Origin of the sequence: Streptomyces sp. CC53, from assembly GCF_001865245.1 — a bacterium.
Lineage (GTDB): Bacteria > Actinomycetota > Actinomycetes > Streptomycetales > Streptomycetaceae > Streptomyces.
Window position 1 is genome coordinate 53,901 of the sequence record NZ_MKXB01000220.1, and the last position, 19,622, is coordinate 73,522.

A 19,622-nucleotide genomic window follows, 5' to 3' on the forward strand; every position below is an offset into this window, starting at 1 on the left:
CCGCCCTGACCGTCCAGTCCCTCGCCCTGCAACTGGCGGCAGCCCTCACGGGCTTGGTCATCAGCGCCCTGTCTCCGGGGCCGTTGCCCTGGGCTGCTGGGAGGCGCCGTGCTGCTCGCAGGAGCCCTCCTGTGGGCCCGTCCCAGCGGCTGCGCCCGCACTCCGGCAGTCACGCCCGAGCCGCGCACGACCAGGGCGACCCCCACGACGAGCACCGGCGGCTGCGACACCCGCCGGGAGCATGCCGGCCCGTGGCGCCGGGCCGACCCGAAGATCCCGGCAGGCGTACTGCGGCCCGGCCGTCCGAGGGCGCGGGGGCCCGGTGGGCGGTGGGGCGGCAGCACCCGGCGGGAAACACCGGAGGGTGGTCCCGGAACACTCCGGGACCACCCTCCGGCGGCAACGTTTCTGCTGGTGCGGGGCAGAGGCCGAACGGCCTCAGCTCTCCTCGTGGGCGACCGCGCGGCGTGCGTCCGCGTCCAGCACGCCCCAGCTGATCAGCTGCTCGGTCAGGACCGACGGCGACTGGTCGTAGATGACCGCGAGGGTGCGCAGGTCGTCCTGGCGGATCGACAGGACCTTGCCGTTGTAGTCGCCGCGCTGCGACTGGATCGTCGCCGCGTAGCGCTGCAGCGGGCCGGCCTTCTCGGCGGGCACGTGGGCCAGGCGCTCCAGGTCCAGGACGAGCTTCGGCGGCGGCTCGGCGGCGCCCCCCGGCGTGGTGCCCGGCAGCAGCTCCTGCACCGGGACGCCGTAGAAGTCGGCCAGCTCGGCGAGGCGCTGCACGGTCACGGCACGGTCGCCGCGCTCGTACGAACCGACCACGACGGCCTTCCAGCGGCCCTGGGACTTCTCCTCCACACCGTGGAGGGAGAGGCCCTGCTGGGTGCGGATGGCACGGAGCTTGGCCCCGAGCTGTTTGGCGTATTCGCTGGACATAGAGCTCCCTGGACACTGTGACGACGTGGCGGCTCCGCCGCGCTTTCGTAACTCACTGTGAGGTTACGCAGCGTTACCTGGACCCGTCAAGCCGGACGGTCCGTACCGACCACCTTCCTGACCCTGGTACGGTGGGCGGCGCAAACCCAGACGTCCTTTAAGGTCCGTCCCGTGAGGCGGAGAAGGAGGTCCTTTCCGTATGGACACCATCCAGCAGGCCGATGCCGCCCGCCCCGTTCTCGAGGGCCCCGACATCGCCCGTGTGCTGACCCGCATCGCCCACGAGATCGTCGAGCGCGCCAAGGGCGCCGACGACGTGGTCCTTCTCGGCATCCCCACCCGGGGTGTCTTCCTGGCCCGGCGCCTCGCCGGGAAGCTGGAGCAGATCACCGGCCGCACGACGCCGGTCGGCTCGCTCGACATCACCATGTACCGCGACGACCTGCGGATGCGCCCGGCGCGAGCACTGGCCCGCACGGAGATCCCCGGCGACGGCATCGACGGCCGCCTCGTCGTCCTCGTCGACGACGTGTTGTTCTCCGGCCGCACCATCCGCGCCGCCCTCGACGCCCTCGGCGACATCGGCCGCCCCCGCGCCGTCCAGCTCGCCGTCCTCGTCGACCGCGGCCACCGGGAGCTGCCCATCCGCGCCGACTACGTCGGCAAGAACCTGCCCACCTCGCTGCGGGAGACCGTCAAGGTCCAGCTCACCGAGGAGGACGGCCGCGACGCCGTACTGCTCGGGCTGCGCGAACCCGCCGCCCCCGGCGGGAACTAGCAGCGGCGGCTCGCCGCACCGGCGCGCCCGCCCCGGACCACCGATCCCGGTCGGCGGAATGGCTCCGGCCCCACGCCGTCCGGCACCCGGCCGCACGCCCGCCCCGACCGCCCACGCCCTCCCGCCCCGGACAGCGCCCCCGTGCGCCCCGGACCGGGACGGCCCCACCGCGGCCACCCGGCCCTGCCGCGACCGGCCCACGGAACCGAGCGACCTCCCACCCAGAGAGACCCCCGATGAAGCGCCACCTCATCTCGGCCGCCGACCTCACCCGCGACGACGCCGTCCTCATCCTCGACACCGCGGAGGAGATGGCCCGGGTCGCCGACCGGCCGATCAAGAAGCTCCCCACCCTGCGCGGCCGGACCGTCTGCAACCTCTTCTTCGAGGACTCCACCCGCACCCGCATCTCCTTCGAAGCGGCCGAGAAGCGGCTCTCCGCCGACGTCATCAACTTCGCGGCCAAGGGCTCCAGCGTCTCCAAGGGCGAGTCCCTCAAGGACACCGCGCAGACCCTGGAGGCCATGGGCGTCGACGCCGTCGTCATCCGGCACAGCGCCTCCGGCGCGCCCTACCGGCTCGCCACCTCCGGCTGGATCGACGCCCCCGTCATCAACGCGGGCGACGGCACGCACCAGCACCCCACGCAGGCCCTGCTCGACGCCTTCACCGTGCGCCGCCGTCTCGTCGGACCGGACGCCGGGCTCGGCCAGGACCTCTCCGGCAAGCGCATCACCCTCGTCGGCGACGTCCTGCACAGCCGGGTCGCCCGCTCCAACGTGGACCTGCTGCACACGCTCGGCGCCGAGGTCACCCTCGTCGCCCCGCCGACCCTCGTGCCCGTCGGCGTCGACGCCTGGCCGTGCGAGGTCTCGTACGACCTCGACGCCGTCCTCCCGAAGTCGGACGCCGTGATGATGCTGCGCGTCCAGCGGGAACGCATGAACGCGGCGTTCTTCCCGACCGAGCGCGAGTACTCCCGCCGCTACGGCCTCGACGCCGACCGGATGGCGCGGATGCCGGAGCACGCCGTCGTCATGCACCCCGGCCCCATGGTCCGCGGCATGGAGATCACCGCCGAGGTCGCCGACTCGCCCCGCTGCACCGTCGTGGAGCAGGTCGCCAACGGCGTGTCCATCCGCATGGCCGTCCTCTACCTGCTGCTGGGCGGCAACGAGCCCGCAGTCACCAGCCCTTCCGCCTAGCCCGCCCCGTACCGAGGAGACGTACGACCCATGAGCAAGACCCTGATCCGTGGTGCGAAGGTCCTCGGCGGCGACGCCCAGGACGTCCTCGTCGACGGCGAGACCATCGCCCAGGCCGGGACCGGCCTCGACGCGGACGGCGCCACCGTCGTCGAGGCGGAGGGCCTGATCCTGCTGCCCGGCCTCGTCGACCTGCACACCCACCTGCGCGAGCCGGGCCGCGAGGACTCCGAGACCGTCCTCACCGGCACCCGCGCCGCCGCCTCCGGCGGCTACACCGCCGTGTTCGCCATGGCCAACACCTTCCCCGTCGCCGACACCGCCGGCGTCGTCGAGCAGGTCTACCGCCTCGGCCGCGAGCACGGCTACTGCGACGTCCAGCCCATCGGCGCCGTCACCGTCGGCCTGGAGGGCAGGAAGCTCGCCGAGCTCGGCGCCATGCACGAGTCCGCCGCCGGCGTCACCGTCTTCTCCGACGACGGCAAGTGCGTCGACGACGCCCAGATCATGCGCCGTGCCCTGGAGTACGTGAAGGCGTTCGGCGGCGTCATCGCCCAGCACGCCCAGGAGCCCCGCCTCACCGAGGGCGCCGAGATGAACGAGGGCGTCGTCTCCGCCGAGCTCGGACTCGGCGGCTGGCCCGCCGTCGCCGAGGAGTCGATCATCGCCCGCGACGTGCTGCTCGCCGAGCACGTCGGCTCCCGCGTCCACATCTGCCACCTGTCGACCGCCGGGTCCGTCGAGATCGTCCGGTGGGCCAAGTCCCGCGGCATCGACGTCACCGCCGAGGTCACCCCGCACCACCTCCTCCTGACCGACGAGCTGGTCCGGACGTACAACCCGGTCTACAAGGTGAACCCGCCGCTGCGCACCGAGCGCGACGTCATGGCACTGCGCGAGGCCCTCGCCGACGGCACCATCGACATCGTGGCCACCGACCACGCCCCGCACCCGCACGAGGACAAGGACTGTGAGTGGGCCGCCGCCGCCATGGGCATGGTCGGCCTGGAGACCGCGCTGTCCGTCGTCCAGCACACCATGATCGAGACCGGGCTGCTGGACTGGTCCGGTGTCGCCGACCGCATGTCCTTCAGCCCCGCCAGGATCGGCGGCGCCACCGGCCACGGACGGCCCGTCTCGGCTGGTGAGCCCGCCAACCTGACGCTGGTCGATCCGGCATACCGTGGAACCGTGGACCCCGCGGGCTTCGCGTCCCGCAGCCGCAACACCCCCTACGAGGGGCGCGAGCTGCCGGGCCGCGTCACCCACACCTTCCTGCGGGGCCGCGCCACGCTCATGGACGGGAAGCTCGCGTGACCACCACTCTCCTCCTGCTCGCCGCCGACGAACCCCGCTCGGCGGAGGTGACCGACTGGGCCGCCCGGCTCGGCTGGGTCGCGGGACTGCTGCTCTTCATCGCCCTCGTGTACTGGCTGATGCGCCAGGGCTGGAAGTGGCGCGGCAGCCTCCAGTCCGCCCTGCCGGAGCTCCCGGGCATGCCGGAAGCCCCCGGCGAGGCCAGACTGAGCATGAGCGGCCGCTACCACGGGTCCACCACCGCCGGGCAGTGGCTCGACCGGATCGTGGCCCACGGGCTCGGTACCCGCAGCCGCGCCGAGCTCACGCTCACCGACGCCGGCCTCCACGTGGCACGGCCCGGGGCGGACGACTTCTTCGTCCCCGCCGGCCGGCTGCGCGGGGCCCGGCTCGACAAGGGCATCGCGGGCAAGGTCCTCGCCGAGGGCGGCCTGCTGGTCGTCACCTGGGAGCACGGAGGACAGCTGATCGACTCCGGCTTCCGCTCCGACCGGGCCGCGGAGCACACCGACTGGGTCGAGGCCCTCGACTCCATGACCGACACGCACACCAAGAACGACACGGAAGGCGCCGCACGATGACGACCTCCTCTAGGGGGACCAGGACCCCCGCCGTACTCGTCCTGGAGGACGGTCGCGCCTTCCGCGGCCGCGCCTACGGGGCCGTGGGGGAGACCTTCGGTGAGGCCGTCTTCTCCACCGGCATGACCGGCTACCAGGAGACCCTGACCGACCCCTCGTACCACCGCCAGGTCGTCGTCATGACCGCCCCGCACGTGGGCAACACCGGCGTCAACGACGAGGACCCCGAGTCCGCCCGCATCTGGGTCTCCGGCTACGTGGTCCGCGACCCCGCCCGCACCCCCTCCAACTGGCGCGCCACGCGCTCCCTCGACGAGGAGCTGGAGCGGCAGGGCGTCGTCGGCATCAGCGGCGTCGACACCCGCGCCCTCACCCGCCACCTGCGTGAGCGCGGGGCGATGCGGGTCGGCATCTTCTCCGGCGACGCCGTCCTCGGCGACGACGAGATGCTCGCCAAGGTGCAGGCGCAGCCCCAGATGAAGGGCGCCGACCTGTCCGCCGAGGTCGCCACCTCCGAGCCGTACGTCGTCCCCGCGATCGGCGGGAAGAAGTTCACCGTCGCCGCGATCGACCTCGGCATCAAGGGCATGACCCCGCAGCGGATGGCCGAGCGCGGCATCGAGGTGCACGTGCTGCCCGCCACCGCCACCGCCGACGACGTCTACGCCGTCAACCCCGACGGGGTGTTCTTCTCCAACGGCCCCGGCGACCCCGCCACCGCCGACCACCCGGTCTCCGTCATGCGGGCCGTGCTGGAGCGGAAGACGCCGCTGTTCGGCATCTGCTTCGGCAACCAGATCCTCGGCCGCGCCCTCGGCTTCGGCACGTACAAGCTGAAGTACGGCCACCGCGGCATCAACCAGCCCGTGCAGGACCGGACCACCGGCAGGGTCGAGGTCACCGCGCACAACCACGGCTTCGCCGTCGACGCGCCGCTCGACGCGGTGTCCGACACCCCCTACGGCCGCGCCGAGGTCTCCCACGTGTGCCTCAACGACAACGTGGTGGAGGGCCTCCGGCTGCTCGACCAGCCGGCCTTCAGCGTCCAGTACCACCCCGAGGCGGCCGCCGGCCCGCACGACGCCGCCTACCTGTTCGACCGCTTCACCGCCCTGATGGAGGCCGAGCGTGCCTAAGCGCACCGATATCCAGTCCGTCCTGGTCATCGGCTCCGGCCCGATCGTCATCGGCCAGGCCGCCGAGTTCGACTACTCCGGCACCCAGGCGTGCCGCGTCCTCAAGGCCGAGGGCCTGCGGGTCGTCCTGGTGAACTCCAACCCGGCGACGATCATGACCGACCCGGAGATCGCCGACGCCACCTACGTCGAGCCGATCACCCCCGAGTTCGTCGAGAAGATCATCGCCAAGGAGCGCCCCGACGCCCTCCTGCCCACCCTCGGCGGCCAGACCGCGCTCAACACCGCGATCTCCCTCCACGAGAACGGCGTCCTCGACAAGTACGGCGTCGAGCTCATCGGCGCCAACGTCGAGGCCATCCACAAGGGCGAGGACCGCGACCAGTTCAAGCTGGTCGTCGAAGCCGTCAAGGCGAAGATCGGGCACGGCGAGTCCGCCCGCTCCGTGATCTGCCACTCCATGGACGACGTCCTGCGGGGCGTCGAGGAGCTCGGCGGCTACCCCGTCGTCGTCCGCCCCTCCTTCACCATGGGCGGCGCCGGTTCCGGCTTCGCCCACGACGAGGAGGAACTGCGCCGCATCGCCGGCCAGGGCCTCACCCTGTCCCCGACCACCGAGGTGCTCCTGGAGGAGTCCATCCTCGGCTGGAAGGAGTACGAGCTGGAGCTGATGCGCGACAAGCACGACAACGTCGTGGTCGTCTGCTCCATCGAGAACTTCGACCCCATGGGCGTCCACACCGGTGACTCGATCACCGTCGCCCCGGCGATGACCCTCACCGACCGCGAGTACCAGGTGCTGCGCGACATCGGCATCGCCGTCATCCGCGAGGTCGGCGTCGACACCGGCGGCTGCAACATCCAGTTCGCCGTCAACCCCGAGGACGGCCGGGTCATCGTCATCGAGATGAACCCGCGCGTCTCCCGCTCCTCGGCCCTGGCGTCGAAGGCCACCGGCTTCCCCATCGCCAAGATCGCCGCGAAGCTGGCCGTCGGCTACACGCTCGACGAGATCCCCAACGACATCACCCGGGAGACCCCGGCGTCCTTCGAGCCCACGCTCGACTACGTCGTGGTCAAGGTGCCCCGCTTCGCCTTCGAGAAGTTCCCCTCCGCCGACTCCACCCTCACCACCACGATGAAGTCGGTCGGCGAGGCGATGGCCATCGGCCGGAACTTCACCGAGGCCCTCCAGAAGGCGCTGCGCTCCCTGGAGAAGAAGGGCAGCCAGTTCACCTTCACCGGCGAGCCCGGCGACAAGGCGGAGCTGCTGCGCGAGGCGGTCCGGCCCACCGACGGCCGGATCAACACGGTCATGCAGGCCATCCGCGCCGGCGCCACCCAGGAGGAGGTCTTCGACGCCACGAAGATCGACCCGTGGTTCGTCGACCAGCTCTTCCTCATCAGGGAGATCGCCGACGAGATCGCCGCCGTCGACAAGCTCGGCCCCGAGCTGCTCGCCGACGCCAAGCGCCACGGCTTCTCCGACCAGCAGATCGCGGAGATCCGCGGCCTGCGCGAGGACGTGGTGCGCGAGGTCCGCCACGCCCTCGGCGTCCGCCCCGTCTACAAGACGGTCGACACCTGCGCCGCCGAGTTCGCCGCGCAGACGCCGTACTTCTACTCCTCGTACGACGAGGAGACCGAGGTGGCGCCGCGTGAGAAGCCCGCCGTGATCATCCTCGGCTCCGGCCCGAACCGCATCGGGCAGGGCATCGAGTTCGACTACTCCTGCGTCCACGCCTCCTTCGCGCTGGCGGACGCCGGGTACGAGACCGTGATGGTCAACTGCAACCCGGAGACCGTCTCCACCGACTACGACACCTCCGACCGGCTGTACTTCGAGCCGCTCACCCTGGAGGACGTCCTGGAGATCGTCCACGCCGAGCAGCAGGCCGGTCCCGTCGCCGGTGTCGTCGTCCAGCTCGGCGGCCAGACCCCGCTGGGCCTCGCCCAGGCGCTGAAGGACAACGGCGTGCCGATCGTCGGCACCTCCCCGGAGGCCATCCACGCCGCCGAGGACCGCGGCGCCTTCGGCCGCGTCCTGAAGGAGGCCGGTCTGCCGGCCCCCAAGCACGGCACGGCCACCACCTTCGCCGAGGCCAAGGCCATCGCCGACGAGATCGGCTACCCGGTCCTCGTCCGCCCGTCGTACGTGCTCGGCGGCCGCGGCATGGAGATCGTGTACGAGGAGGCCCGGCTGGAGGCGTACATCGCCGAGTCCACGGAGATCTCCCCGACCCGCCCGGTCCTCGTCGACCGGTTCCTCGACGACGCCATCGAGATCGACGTCGACGCCCTCTACGACGGGCACGAGCTGTACCTCGGCGGCGTCATGGAGCACATCGAGGAAGCCGGCATCCACTCCGGCGACTCGGCCTGCGCCCTGCCCCCGATCACCCTCGGCGGCTTCGACGTCAAGCGGCTGCGCGCCTCCACCGAGGCGATCGCCAAGGGCGTCGGCGTGCGCGGCCTGATCAACATCCAGTTCGCCATGTCCGGCGACATCCTGTACGTCCTGGAGGCCAACCCGCGCGCCTCCCGCACGGTGCCCTTCACCTCGAAGGCCACCGCCGTGCCGCTCGCCAAGGCAGCCGCCCGCATCTCGCTCGGCGCCACCATCGCGGAGCTGCGCGAGGAGGGCCTGCTGCCGAAGAACGGCGACGGCGGCGAGCTGCCGATGGACGCGCCGATCTCCGTCAAGGAGGCCGTCATGCCGTGGTCGCGGTTCCGCGACATCCACGGCCGCGGCGTCGACACCGTCCTCGGCCCGGAGATGCGTTCCACCGGCGAGGTCATGGGCATCGACGCCGTCTTCGGCACCGCGTACGCGAAGTCGCAGGCCGGCGCCTACGGGCCGCTGCCCACCAAGGGCCGTGCCTTCATCTCCGTCGCCAACCGCGACAAGCGCTCGATGATCCTGCCGGCGCGCGAGCTCGCCGCCCACGGCTTCGAGCTGCTCGCCACCTCCGGCACGGCCGAGGTCCTCAAGCGCAACGGCATCAACGCGACGATCGTGCGCAAGCAGTCCGAGGGCGAGGGGCCGAACGGCGAGAAGACCATCGTCCAGCTCATCCACGCGGGCGAGGTCGACCTGATCGTCAACACCCCGTACGGCACGGGCGGCCGCCTCGACGGCTACGAGATCCGCACCGCCGCCGTGTCCCGTGGCGTCCCCTGCCTCACCACGGTCCAGGCGCTCGCCGCGGCCGTCCAGGGCATCGACGCCCTCAGCCACGAGGGCGTCGGAGTCCGCTCCCTCCAGGAGCACGCGGAACACCTGAACGCGGCCCGCTCCTAGCAGCCCGACCCGAGGGGGACACCGGAACCCGGTGTCCCCCTCCTCATGAGGACACCACTTCGATGTACGCATTGTTCTTCCGGCTCGTCTTCCGGTGGATGGACCCCGAGCGGGCTCACCACGCGGCCGTCCGCTGGATCCGCCTCACCGCCCGCGTCCCCGTCCTGCGCACCTTCGTCGCGGCCTGGTTCGCCCCGCGCCGCAAGGAGCTGCGGACCCAGGCCCTGGGCCTGCGCTTCCACAGCCCCTTCGGACTCGCCGCGGGCTTCGACAAGAACGCCGTCGCCGTCGACGGCCTGGCCATGCTGGGCTTCGACCACGTCGAGATCGGCACGGTCACCGGCGAGCCGCAGCCCGGCAACCCCAAGAAGCGCCTCTTCCGCCTCGTACCGGACCGGGCGCTCATCAACCGCATGGGCTTCAACAACGAGGGCTCGGCCGCCGTGGCCCGGCGCCTGGAGGAGCGGCGCCCGGTGTTCCGCACCGTCCTCGGCGTCAACATCGGCAAGACCAAGATCGTGCCGGAGTCCGAGGCCGTCGGCGACTACGTGAAGTCGACGCAGCGGCTCGCCCCCCACGCGGACTACCTCGTCGTGAACGTGTCGTCGCCGAACACCCCGGGACTCCGCGACCTCCAGGCGGTGGAGCACCTGCGCCCGCTGCTCACCGCGGTCCGCGAGGCCGCCGACCGCGCGGTCACCGGCCGGCGCGTCCCCCTCCTGGTGAAGATCGCCCCCGACCTGGCGGACGAGGACGTCGACGCGGTCGCCGACCTGGCCGTCGAGCTCGGCCTGGACGGCGTCATCGCCACGAACACCACGATCGCCCGCGAGGGACTCGGCCTGCGGTCCGGCCCGGACGTCGTCGGCGAGACCGGCGGACTGTCCGGGGCGCCGCTCAAGGCCCGCTCGCTGGAGGTGCTGCGCCGCCTGTACGCCCGCGCGGGCGACCGCCTCGTCCTGGTGGGCGTGGGCGGCATCGAGAACGCCGAGGACGCCTGGCAGCGCATCCTCGCCGGCGCCACGCTGGTCCAGGGCTACAGCGCCTTCATCTACGAGGGCCCCGGCTACGCCCGCGCCGTCAACCGGGGACTCGCCGCCCTCCTCCAGGACTCCCCGTACGCCACGCTCGCCGACGCCGTCGGCGCCGACACCCGGAAGGCCGCCGCATGAGCCGCCCCGAACCCTTCGGCGCCCGTCTCCGCCGCGTCATGGACGAGCGCGGACCGCTCTGCGTCGGCATCGACCCGCACGCCTCCCTGCTCTCCGCCTGGGGCCTCACCGACGACGTGCGGGGCCTGACGGTCTTCACCCGCACGGTCGTGGAGGCACTGGCCGATACCGTGGCCGTCTTCAAGCCGCAGAGCGCGTTCTTCGAACGCTTCGGCTCCCGGGGCGTCGCGGTCCTGGAGCAGGCCGTCACCGAGCTGCGCCAGGCGGGCGCGCTCGTCGTCATGGACGCCAAGCGCGGTGACATCGGCTCCACCATGGCCGCCTACGCGGAGACGTACCTGCGCCCGGACTCCCCGCTGTTCTCGGACGCGCTGACGGTCTCCCCGTACCTCGGCTACGGGTCCCTGGCCCCGGCCGTGGACCTGGCGCGGGAGAGCGGCGCGGGACTCTTCGTGCTGGCCCTGACCTCCAACCCGGAGGGCGCCGAGGTCCAGCGGGCGGTACGCGCCGACGGGCGCACGGTCGCCGCCACGATGCTGGCCCACCTGGCGGCCGAGAACGCGGGGGAGGCGCACATGGGCTCCTTCGGCGCGGTCGTCGGCGCCACCCTCGGCGACCTGTCCTCCTTCGAGCTGGACGTCAACGGGCCGCTGCTCGCTCCGGGCATCGGTGCGCAGGGAGCCACCCCCGCCGACCTGCCGACGGTGTTCGGCCCCGCGGTCCGCAACGTCGTCCCCAACGTCAGCCGGGCGGTGCTCGGCCGGGGGCCTGACCCGGCGTCCCTGCGCGACGCGGCGGAGCGCTACGCGGACGAGGTCCGGGCCGCGGTCGCCTCCGCCTGAGTCCGTGCGGAGCGGGACCCGACCCCGAGATGTGATGCACTTCACGCATCCTCCGGCGTGCCACCGCGCGGGTCCTGCTCCTGGCCTCGTGTGACGCCCTCGGGACGGGCCGTGACGGGTGTTGACGCAATCGCCACCCAAACAGGTGCGTTATGCCTGGTTTGTCTGGCAAGCTCGATCCTGACCAGGACTTTTCCTTCGTTCTCGCTGACTCAGGCGGCCCTGGCCGCTAGTCTCCGACGAGAGTCAGCGTTCGCGACGGTCCCTGCGTTGCTCGTTGCTCCCTTGGTGTGGGCCGCATAGGTTCCTCACCGGTCCGTATCCGACAGTTCGACATCCGAGGTGACGTAGGCGTGGCTCTTCCGCCCCTTACCCCTGAACAGCGCGCAGCCGCGCTCGAAAAGGCCGCCGCGGCTCGCCGGGAGCGGGCCGAGGTCAAGAATCGACTCAAGCACTCCGGCGCCTCCCTCCACGAGGTCATCAAGCAGGGCCAGGAGAACGAGGTCATCGGCAAGATGAAGGTCTCCGCCCTCCTGGAGTCCCTGCCGGGCGTGGGCAAGGTCCGCGCCAAGCAGATCATGGAGCGGCTGGGCATCTCCGAGAGCCGCCGTGTGCGCGGTCTCGGCTCCAACCAGATCGCGTCCCTGGAGCGGGAGTTCGGCGGCTCCGGCGCCTGACGGCCGACACCTGGCGTCCGGGGCGCTCCGGGAAGCTGGAATAATCGCCCCATGGCAGCAACATCCCGGGGGACGACCCCCGAGCCCCCGGACGCCCGTCCGCGGCTGACCGTGCTCTCCGGCCCCTCGGGCGTGGGGAAGAGCACGGTCGTCGCCCACATGCGCAAGGTCCACCCGGACGTCTGGCTCTCCGTGTCGGCCACCACCCGCAAGCCGCGACCCGGCGAGCAGGACGGCGTCCAGTACTACTTCGTCACGGACGACGAGTTCGACAAGCTCATCGCCAACGGCGAGCTGCTGGAGTGGGCCGAGTTCGCCGGCAACCGCTACGGCACGCCGCGCGGCGCCGTGCAGGAGCGGCTGGAACGCGGCGAGCCCGTCCTGCTGGAGATCGACCTCCAGGGCGCACGCCTGGTGCGCGAGTCCATGCCGGAGGCGCAGCTCGTCTTCCTGGCGCCGCCGAGCTGGGACGAGCTGGTCCGCAGGCTCACCGGGCGCGGCACCGAGTCCCCCGAGGTCATCGAGCGCCGACTGGAGACCGCCAAGATCGAGCTGGCGGCCGAGTCGGAGTTCGACGTGACGCTGGTCAACACCTCCGTCGAGGACGTGGCGCGTGAGCTGCTAGCCTTGATGGACGTTGTCTGAATTACTCTGTCCACTTTTTCGGAAGGTAGAGCGTGTCCTCTTCCATCACCGCGCCCGAGGGCATCATCAACCCGCCGATCGACGAGCTGCTTGAGGCCACGGACTCCAAGTACAGCCTCGTGATCTACGCGGCCAAGCGTGCGCGTCAGATCAACGCGTACTACTCGCAGCTCGGTGAGGGCCTGCTGGAGTACGTCGGCCCGCTGGTGGACACCCACGTCCACGAGAAGCCGCTGTCGATCGCCCTGCGGGAGATCAACGCGGGGCTGCTGACCTCCGAGGCCGTCGAGGGCCCGGCGCAGTAAGCGCTCCCCAGCATCATCACAGGCCCGGCGGGGTGTCCGCCGGGCCTGAGGCGTGTCTACCAGTCGTTCCGTCAGAGCGGGAGGCGCAAGTCCAGTGCCCGAGTCCCAGTCCGCGTCCCAGTCCAAGCCCAGGGTGGTCCTCGGAGTCAGCGGGGGCATCGCCGCGTACAAGGCGTGCGAGCTGCTGCGCCGGCTGACCGAGTCGGGCCACGACGTGCGGGTCGTCCCGACGGCGTCGGCCCTGAGGTTCGTGGGTGCGCCCACCTGGTCGGCGTTGTCCGGCAACCCGGTCTCCACGGAGGTCTGGGACGAGGTGCACGAGGTCCCGCACGTCCGCATCGGCCAGCACGCCGACCTGGTCGTCGTCGCCCCCGCCACCGCCGACATGCTCGCCAAGGCCGCGCACGGCCTCGCCGACGACCTCCTGACCAACACGCTGCTCACCGCCCGCTGCCCGGTGGTCTTCGCCCCGGCCATGCACACCGAGATGTGGGAGCACCCGGCGACGCAGGACAACGTGGCGACCCTCCGCCGCCGCGGCGCCCTGGTCGTCGAGCCGGCCGTCGGCCGCCTCACCGGCGTCGACACGGGCAAGGGGCGACTGCCCGATCCCGCCGAGATCTTCGAGGTCTGCCGCCGCGTCCTGGCCCGCGGCGCCGCGGAACCCGACCTCGCAGGCCGGCACGTCGTGGTCACCGCGGGCGGCACCCGCGAGCCCCTGGACCCCGTCCGCTACCTGGGCAACCGCTCCTCCGGCAAGCAGGGCTACGCACTGGCGCGCACTGCGGCGGCCCGCGGCGCCCGCGTCACCCTCGTCGAGGCCAACACCGGCATCCCCGACCCGGCAGGCGTCGACGTGGTGCACGTCGGCACGGCCGTCCAGCTTCGCGAGGCGGTCCTGAAGGCGGCGGCGGACGCGGACGCGGTCGTCATGGCCGCGGCCGTCGCGGACTTCCGCCCCGCCGCGTACGCCGAGGGCAAGATCAAGAAGAAGGAGGGCCAGGAGCCCGCCCCGGTCACCCTCGTCCGCAACCCCGACATCCTCGCCGAGATCTCCGCCGACCGGGCCCGCCCGGACCAGGTGGTCGTCGGCTTCGCCGCGGAGACCGACGACGTGCTGGCCCACGGCCGCGACAAGCTCCGCCGCAAGGGCTGCGACCTGCTCGTCGTGAACGAGGTCGGCGAGCGGAAGACCTTCGGTTCCGAGGAGAACGAGGCCGTGGTGCTGGGCGCGGACGGCACCGAGACCCCCGTCCCGTACGGGCCGAAGGAGGCCCTCGCGGACACCGTGTGGGACCTGGTGGCCCCCCGCCTGGGCTGAGGGGCGCCGGAAGGGCACCGTGCTTCCGCTGCCCAGGGGGCGGGGGCGGCCGCCGCAGCGTGACACCCCCCGGCGCCCGAGGGAACGCCACCCGGCGGGCTCCTCGGGCGCAGGCCCGTCCCGTCCTGCCCGACGGCACGACGGACGGGCCCGTACGGGGACGACCGGCACGGGTGACTGAGCGCGGACGCCGGCCCGCGCACCGGCCGGGCGGGCTCGCGGACCGCTCGCGGCAGGCCCGGGGGCCCGGGGCCCGCCGAATGGGACGTATCTCTCACCCGATGCGCCCAGCGCGCCTCCCGTGCCCGGATCCGGGCGTTCACCCCTTTCGCGCCGGGCGATCATCGGCCCCGGGAGCCCCGGTTATGGCCGAACATCCGCCCGACAGCCGCCCGACGTGCGAGACACCTGGTCCCATGACCGGGCCCGACCGATAAACTGTCCACGGAACGACGCGGGGCGCAGCCCCCTGCCGGTCCGTCAATGATCAGCCAGCAGCCGCTGCAAACCCAGGGAGCGTTGTGTCCCGTCGCCTCTTCACCTCGGAGTCCGTGACCGAAGGTCACCCCGACAAGATCGCTGACCAGATCAGCGACACGATCCTCGACGCGCTGCTGCGGGAGGACCCGACCTCCCGCGTCGCCGTCGAGACGCTGATCACCACGGGTCTGGTCCACGTGGCCGGCGAGGTCACCACCAAGGCCTGGGCCGACATCCCCACCCTCGTGCGCGAGAAGATCCTGGAGATCGGCTACGACTCCTCGAAGAAGGGCTTCGACGGCGCCTCCTGCGGCGTGTCGGTCTCGATCGGCTCGCAGTCGCCGGACATCGCGCAGGGCGTCGACACGGCGTACGAGAACCGCGTCGAGGGCGACGAGGACGAGCTCGACCGGCAGGGCGCGGGCGACCAGGGCCTGATGTTCGGCTACGCGTCGGACGAGACGCCCGAGCTGATGCCGCTGCCGATCCACCTCGCGCACCGCCTGTCGAAGCGCCTCACCGAGGTCCGCAAGAACGGCACGATCCCCTACCTGCGCCCGGACGGCAAGACGCAGGTCACCATCGAGTACGACGGCGACAAGGCCGTCCGCCTCGACACGGTCGTGGTGTCCTCGCAGCACGCCTCCGACATCGACCTCGACTCGCTGCTCGCGCCGGACATCCGCGAGTTCGTCGTCGAGCACGTCCTCAAGCAGCTCCTCGACGACGGCATCAAGCTGGACACCGAGGGCTACCGCCTGCTGGTCAACCCGACCGGGCGCTTCGAGATCGGCGGCCCGATGGGCGACGCCGGCCTCACCGGCCGGAAGATCATCATCGACACGTACGGCGGCATGGCCCGCCACGGCGGCGGTGCCTTCTCCGGCAAGGACCCGTCCAAGGTCGACCGCTCCGCCGCCTACGCCATGCGCTGGGTCGCCAAGAACGTCGTCGCCGCCGGCCTCGCCGCGCGCTGCGAGGTCCAGGTCGCCTACGCCATCGGCAAGGCCGAGCCCGTCGGCCTCTTCGTGGAGACCTTCGGCACCGCCAAGGTCGAGGCCGAGAAGATCGAGCGGGCCATCTCGCAGGTCTTCGACCTGCGCCCGGCCGCGATCATCCGCGACCTCGACCTGCTGCGCCCGATCTACTCCCAGACCGCGGCCTACGGCCACTTCGGCCGCGAACTGCCCGACTTCACCTGGGAGCGCACCGACCGCGTCGACGCACTCCGCAAGGCGGCCGGGCTGTAAGGCGTCCCGCACCCCGAGAGCCCCGGCACCGTCCCGTACGGCGCCGGGGCTCCGGCGTCGCCCCCGCGCCCCGCACAACGGCAACGGTTCGCAGCGCCACCTCGGTACCCTGCGCAGCCGGGGGTGACGGCAGCCCTCGGGGCCCGGTGACACCACCCCCGGGTCGTCCGTTCGACGGGGGTCACGGTCATGCCGTGCCCGAGGCCGGCGGCCCTCTTGCGGGACCGCGAAGAAGGCGGTGACGGGGCAGCGCCGCGGGCCGGGTGCCCCGGCCCTGCCTCCCGGCGGCCCGCGGACCGGGCGCGGTCGACCCGCCGTCGGCCCGGGCGGGTGCGGCGCAGCAGGCCGCACCGCCGTTCCACCGACCCGTCGGGCGGCGGCCCGCGGCCGGAGGGCCGCGGTGCAGTGGGCCGCCTCAGGCGCCGACACCGGCCTCCGGCGGGGCCCGTGTCAGTGCGGTCTGGTACTCATGGGGCTGTGAGCGGGACGGACGGGGAGCAGGAAGGGCAGCAGCCGGAAGGGCGGCCGCCCGAGCAGCTCGCGCTCATCCGGGAGACCGTGCGGAAGGCCAAGGTGCCCAAGGCCAAACCGCGGACGTGGCGCGGCGCGGCCCTGGCCGCCCGGCTGCCGGTCGCCCGTGTCGTGGTCAACAAGGGCGTCCTGCACCTCGACCAGTACTTCGACTACGCCGTGCCCGCCGAGCTCGACGCCGCCGCACAGCCCGGTGTGCGGGTGCGTGTCCGGTTCGGGGCCGGCGCAGGGAGGGTCCGCGACGGGCGTCGCGAGGGCGGCCGGCTCATCGACGGGTACCTCGTCGAGCGGCGCGCGGAGAGCGACTACGCCGGTCCCCTCGCCGCGCTCGCCGACGTCGTGTCTCCCGAGCCCGTGCTGGGCCCCGAGCTGCTGGGGCTCGCCCGCGCGGTGGCCGACCGGTACGCCGGGAGCCTCGCCGACGTGCTGCAGCTCGCCGTGCCGCCGCGCAGCGCCCGTGCCGAGGGCAAGCCGTCCCCCCCTCCGCTGCCGCCGCCACCCGCACCGGACCCCGGCCCGTGGGAGCGGTACGCGCACGGACCGGCCTTCCTGGAGGCCCTCGCCCGTGGGGACGCTCCCCGCGCCGTGTGGAACGCGCTGCCCGGCCCCTCGTGGGCGGAGGAGATCGCCCGCGCCGTCGCCGCGACCCTCGCCTCCGGGCGCGGCGCCCTCGTCGTCGTCCCCGACGGGCGGGCCGCCGCCCGTGTGGACACGGCCCTGACCGCCGTGCTGGGGGAGGGGAGGCACGCCCTGCTCACCGCCGAGGCCGGGCCGGAGAGGCGCTACGGCCAGTGGCTCGCCGTCCGCCGCGGCTCCGTCCGCGCGGTGGTCGGCACCCGCGCCGCCATGTTCGCGCCGGTGCGGGACCTGGGGCTGGTCGCCGTCTGGGACGACGGGGACACCGCCCACAGCGAACCGCACGCACCCCAGCCGCACGCCCGCGACGTGCTGCTGCTGCGCGCCGCGCACGACCGGTGCGCCTTCCTCGTCGGCGGGGTCACCACGACCGTGGAGGCGGCGCAGCTCGTCGAGAGCGGCTGGGCCAAGCCCCTCCTCGCGCCCCGGGAGCAGGTACGGGCCGTGGCACCGCTGGTGCGGACCGTGGGGGACGCCGAACTCGCGCGGGACGAGGCCGCCCGCGCCGCCCGGCTTCCGACCCTGGCCTGGCGGACGGTGCGGGAGGGGCTGACGACGGGCCCGGTCCTCGTGCAGGTGCCGCGGCGCGGCTACGTGCCGCGGCTGGCGTGCGAGCGGTGCCGGGAGCCCGCCCGCTGCGCGCACTGCGCAGGCCCCCTGGAGGCTCCGGAGCAGCGGGCGCTGCGGTGCACGTGGTGCGGGCGGGACGAGCCCGACTGGCGCTGCGCCGCATGCGGCTCGGCTCGTCTGCGGGCCACCGTGGTGGGCGCGCGCCGCACCGCCGAGGAACTGGGCCGGGCCTTCCCCGCGGTGCCGGTGCGGACCTCAGGACGCGACCACATCCTGGAGTCCGTGCCCGGCAGGCCCGCTCTGGTGGTGTGCACCCCCGGCGCGGAGCCGGTCGCCGAGGGCGGGTACGCGGCCGCCCTGCTGCTGGACGGCTGGGCCCTGCTGGGGCGCCCCGACCTGCGGGCCGCGGAGGAGGCCCTGCGGCGCTGGATGGACGCGGCGTCGCTGGTGCGGGGGCAGAGCGAGGGCGGCACGGTCGTGGTGGTCGCGGAACCGACGCTGCGGCCGGTGCAGGCGCTCGTGCGGTGGGACCCGGTGGGGCACGCCCAGCGGGAGCTGGCCGAGCGGGCCGAGCTGGGCTTTCCCCCGGTCTCCCGCATGGCCTCCGTCGCGGGGGCGCCCGAGGCCGTCGTGGACTTCCTGGCCGGCGTGGAGCTGCCGGCCGACGCCGAGGTGCTGGGGCCGGTCCCCCTGCGGGTCGAGACGGCGGGCGGGCCGCGCAGACCGGGCGGCCCGCCTCCGGGCGAGCGGTGGGAGCGCGCGCTGGTTCGGGTTCCTCCGGGCAGCGGCCAGGCCCTGGCGGCCGCCCTCAAGAAGGCGCAGGCGGCCCGGCTGGCCGCCCGCCGCGGTGAGCAGGGCGGTCCGGTGCGGGTGCGCATCGATCCCCTGGACATCGGCTGAGCCCCACCGGGGGCGTGACGGCGCGTCAAGCCGCGAAGGCCTTCGCCGGCCCGTCGCGCGGGAGCCCTGTGCGCGTCTGCCTGTGCCCGGATCTCTCTCTGCGGGGGCCGCTCGTGCCCGCCGGAACCAGCGGTACAGGCCGCCTGGAGCCGCGGGCCGGGAGGCGGGGCGCGCTGCGGGAGCTGTGCGGCCAAGGGCGTCGAGCGGGGGGACCGGCACTGGACGGGAAGCCGGGGTCACCGTGCGGCCGCGGGCGGCTCGGCCACGTGCCGCTCGCCGTCGCAGGGGGACCCTCGTCCGCCCGGGGTGCGGACCGGCGGGAGGGTCAGCCGTTGCGCGGGCCGGGAAGGACCCCCGGGCGCACGTCGTCCCGCAGGGACTTCTCCCGCAGCGCCGCCGAGGCGCCCGACGTCGGCTGGGGCGGCATCGACCGCGCTGCCGGGACCGACGCCACCGGCATGGTCCGTGTGGCGCCCGGCTCCGTCCCGTGGTCGGCGGCGGGGGCCGCGGCCTGCTGGGCCGCCGCGCGGCGCGAGCCGTACCGGCGGTGCACCGCCTGCTTGGTGACGCCCAGAGCCGAGCCCACCGCGTCCCACGAGAAGCCCAGCGAGCGGTCGAAGTCCACCGCGGCGGTCACCAGGGTCTCGACACTGTCCCGCAGCTCCTGCGCGAGCCGCACGGTGGGGGCGGGGGCCCTGCCGTAGACGACGAAGCCCGTCGACGGGCCGGAGCGACGCGGGCGGTAGACGTTGCCCAACTGCGCGGTGAGCGTGCGCAGGGCGTCCACCTGCCGGCGGACCCGCTCGATGTCCCGCACCAACAGGTGCAGGCTTGCCCGGGCTTGGGCGTCATGGGTTGCGTGGTCGGCCATTGACAAGCCTCTCGAACCGGCGTGGAAAAGGGGCGGGCCGCATCCGAGGGCGGCCCGATTCGGTCAATCTCTCTTGACAACGCGCCACCCGTCCCAGGGTCACGCACCAGGGGCGTATCCGCATATGCGCAGGGCGCACGGATATACGTACGCCCCCCGGTGCAC

16 protein-coding genes are annotated in these 19,622 nt (G+C 73.1%); 14 read left to right on the forward strand and 2 right to left on the reverse strand.

Features of this window, described 5'->3' with window-relative positions:
- Window positions 1-438: 438 nt before the first annotated feature.
- Complete coding sequence (bldD, locus tag BJP40_RS29260; protein WP_030607052.1) at window positions 439-939, reverse strand: transcriptional regulator BldD; 501 nt, start codon at window positions 937-939, stop codon at window positions 439-441.
- 199 nt (window positions 940-1,138) lie between these two features.
- Between bldD and pyrR the strand changes: the two genes are divergently transcribed.
- From pyrR to BJP40_RS29330, 14 genes are all read left to right on the forward strand, one after another.
- Window positions 1,139-1,717, forward strand: a complete 579-nt coding sequence (gene pyrR / locus BJP40_RS29265; protein WP_071269363.1) for a bifunctional pyr operon transcriptional regulator/uracil phosphoribosyltransferase PyrR — start codon at window positions 1,139-1,141, stop codon at window positions 1,715-1,717.
- Between the two features lie 236 nt (window positions 1,718-1,953).
- Entirely contained in the window at window positions 1,954-2,922 is a 969-nt protein-coding gene (locus tag BJP40_RS29270; RefSeq protein WP_071283572.1) for an aspartate carbamoyltransferase catalytic subunit, read from the forward strand.
- 30 nt (window positions 2,923-2,952) lie between these two features.
- On the forward strand, window positions 2,953-4,239 hold the full coding sequence (locus tag BJP40_RS29275) for a dihydroorotase (RefSeq protein WP_071283574.1): 1,287 nt from the start codon (window positions 2,953-2,955) through the stop codon (window positions 4,237-4,239).
- Window positions 4,236-4,820 carry a hypothetical protein gene (locus tag BJP40_RS29280; RefSeq protein ID WP_071283576.1) on the forward strand — a complete coding sequence of 195 codons (585 nt, stop codon included), beginning with the start codon at window positions 4,236-4,238 and terminating at the stop codon, window positions 4,818-4,820. Before BJP40_RS29275 ends, BJP40_RS29280 begins: the two co-directional genes overlap by 4 nt.
- Window positions 4,817-5,956, forward strand: a complete 1,140-nt coding sequence (gene carA / locus BJP40_RS29285; protein ID WP_071283579.1) for a glutamine-hydrolyzing carbamoyl-phosphate synthase small subunit — start codon at window positions 4,817-4,819, stop codon at window positions 5,954-5,956. The genes BJP40_RS29280 and carA overlap by 4 nt, the downstream gene beginning before the upstream one ends.
- Window positions 5,949-9,257, forward strand: a complete 3,309-nt coding sequence (gene carB, locus BJP40_RS29290; protein ID WP_071266662.1) for a carbamoyl-phosphate synthase large subunit — start codon at window positions 5,949-5,951, stop codon at window positions 9,255-9,257. The genes carA and carB overlap by 8 nt, the downstream gene beginning before the upstream one ends.
- A 62-nt stretch (window positions 9,258-9,319) precedes the next feature.
- The gene (locus tag BJP40_RS29295; RefSeq protein WP_071283581.1) at window positions 9,320-10,429 is read left to right on the forward strand and encodes a quinone-dependent dihydroorotate dehydrogenase; all 1,110 of its coding nucleotides are present in this window, start codon (window positions 9,320-9,322) and stop codon (window positions 10,427-10,429) included.
- Window positions 10,426-11,271 (forward strand): orotidine-5'-phosphate decarboxylase, encoded by an 846-nt coding sequence (pyrF, locus tag BJP40_RS29300; RefSeq protein WP_071283583.1) that lies wholly within the window; start codon window positions 10,426-10,428, stop codon window positions 11,269-11,271. The genes BJP40_RS29295 and pyrF overlap by 4 nt, the downstream gene beginning before the upstream one ends.
- 353 nt (window positions 11,272-11,624) lie before the next feature.
- Entirely contained in the window at window positions 11,625-11,948 is a 324-nt protein-coding gene (locus BJP40_RS29305) for an integration host factor (RefSeq protein ID WP_071266668.1), read from the forward strand.
- A gap of 51 nt (window positions 11,949-11,999) precedes the next feature.
- Window positions 12,000-12,593 (forward strand): guanylate kinase, encoded by a 594-nt coding sequence (gene gmk / locus BJP40_RS29310; protein WP_071266670.1) that lies wholly within the window; start codon window positions 12,000-12,002, stop codon window positions 12,591-12,593.
- Between the two features lie 32 nt (window positions 12,594-12,625).
- Complete coding sequence (gene rpoZ, locus BJP40_RS29315; RefSeq protein ID WP_003982715.1) at window positions 12,626-12,898, forward strand: DNA-directed RNA polymerase subunit omega; 273 nt, start codon at window positions 12,626-12,628, stop codon at window positions 12,896-12,898.
- A 94-nt stretch (window positions 12,899-12,992) separates the two neighbouring features.
- Window positions 12,993-14,219 carry a bifunctional phosphopantothenoylcysteine decarboxylase/phosphopantothenate--cysteine ligase CoaBC gene (coaBC, locus tag BJP40_RS29320; protein WP_071283585.1) on the forward strand — a complete coding sequence of 409 codons (1,227 nt, stop codon included), beginning with the start codon at window positions 12,993-12,995 and terminating at the stop codon, window positions 14,217-14,219.
- Between the two features lie 521 nt (window positions 14,220-14,740).
- A complete protein-coding gene (gene metK, locus BJP40_RS29325) occupies window positions 14,741-15,949 on the forward strand; it encodes a methionine adenosyltransferase (protein WP_071283587.1) in 1,209 nt (402 codons plus the stop codon).
- A 477-nt stretch (window positions 15,950-16,426) separates the two neighbouring features.
- Window positions 16,427-18,586, forward strand: coding sequence for a primosomal protein N' (locus BJP40_RS29330; protein ID WP_071283589.1), 2,160 nt, complete (start codon window positions 16,427-16,429; stop codon window positions 18,584-18,586).
- A gap of 325 nt (window positions 18,587-18,911) precedes the next feature.
- Here BJP40_RS29330 and BJP40_RS29335 read toward each other — a convergent pair whose 3' ends face one another.
- The gene (locus tag BJP40_RS29335) at window positions 18,912-19,457 is read right to left on the reverse strand and encodes a hypothetical protein (RefSeq protein ID WP_071266678.1); all 546 of its coding nucleotides are present in this window, start codon (window positions 19,455-19,457) and stop codon (window positions 18,912-18,914) included.
- Window positions 19,458-19,622 lie beyond the last annotated feature (165 nt).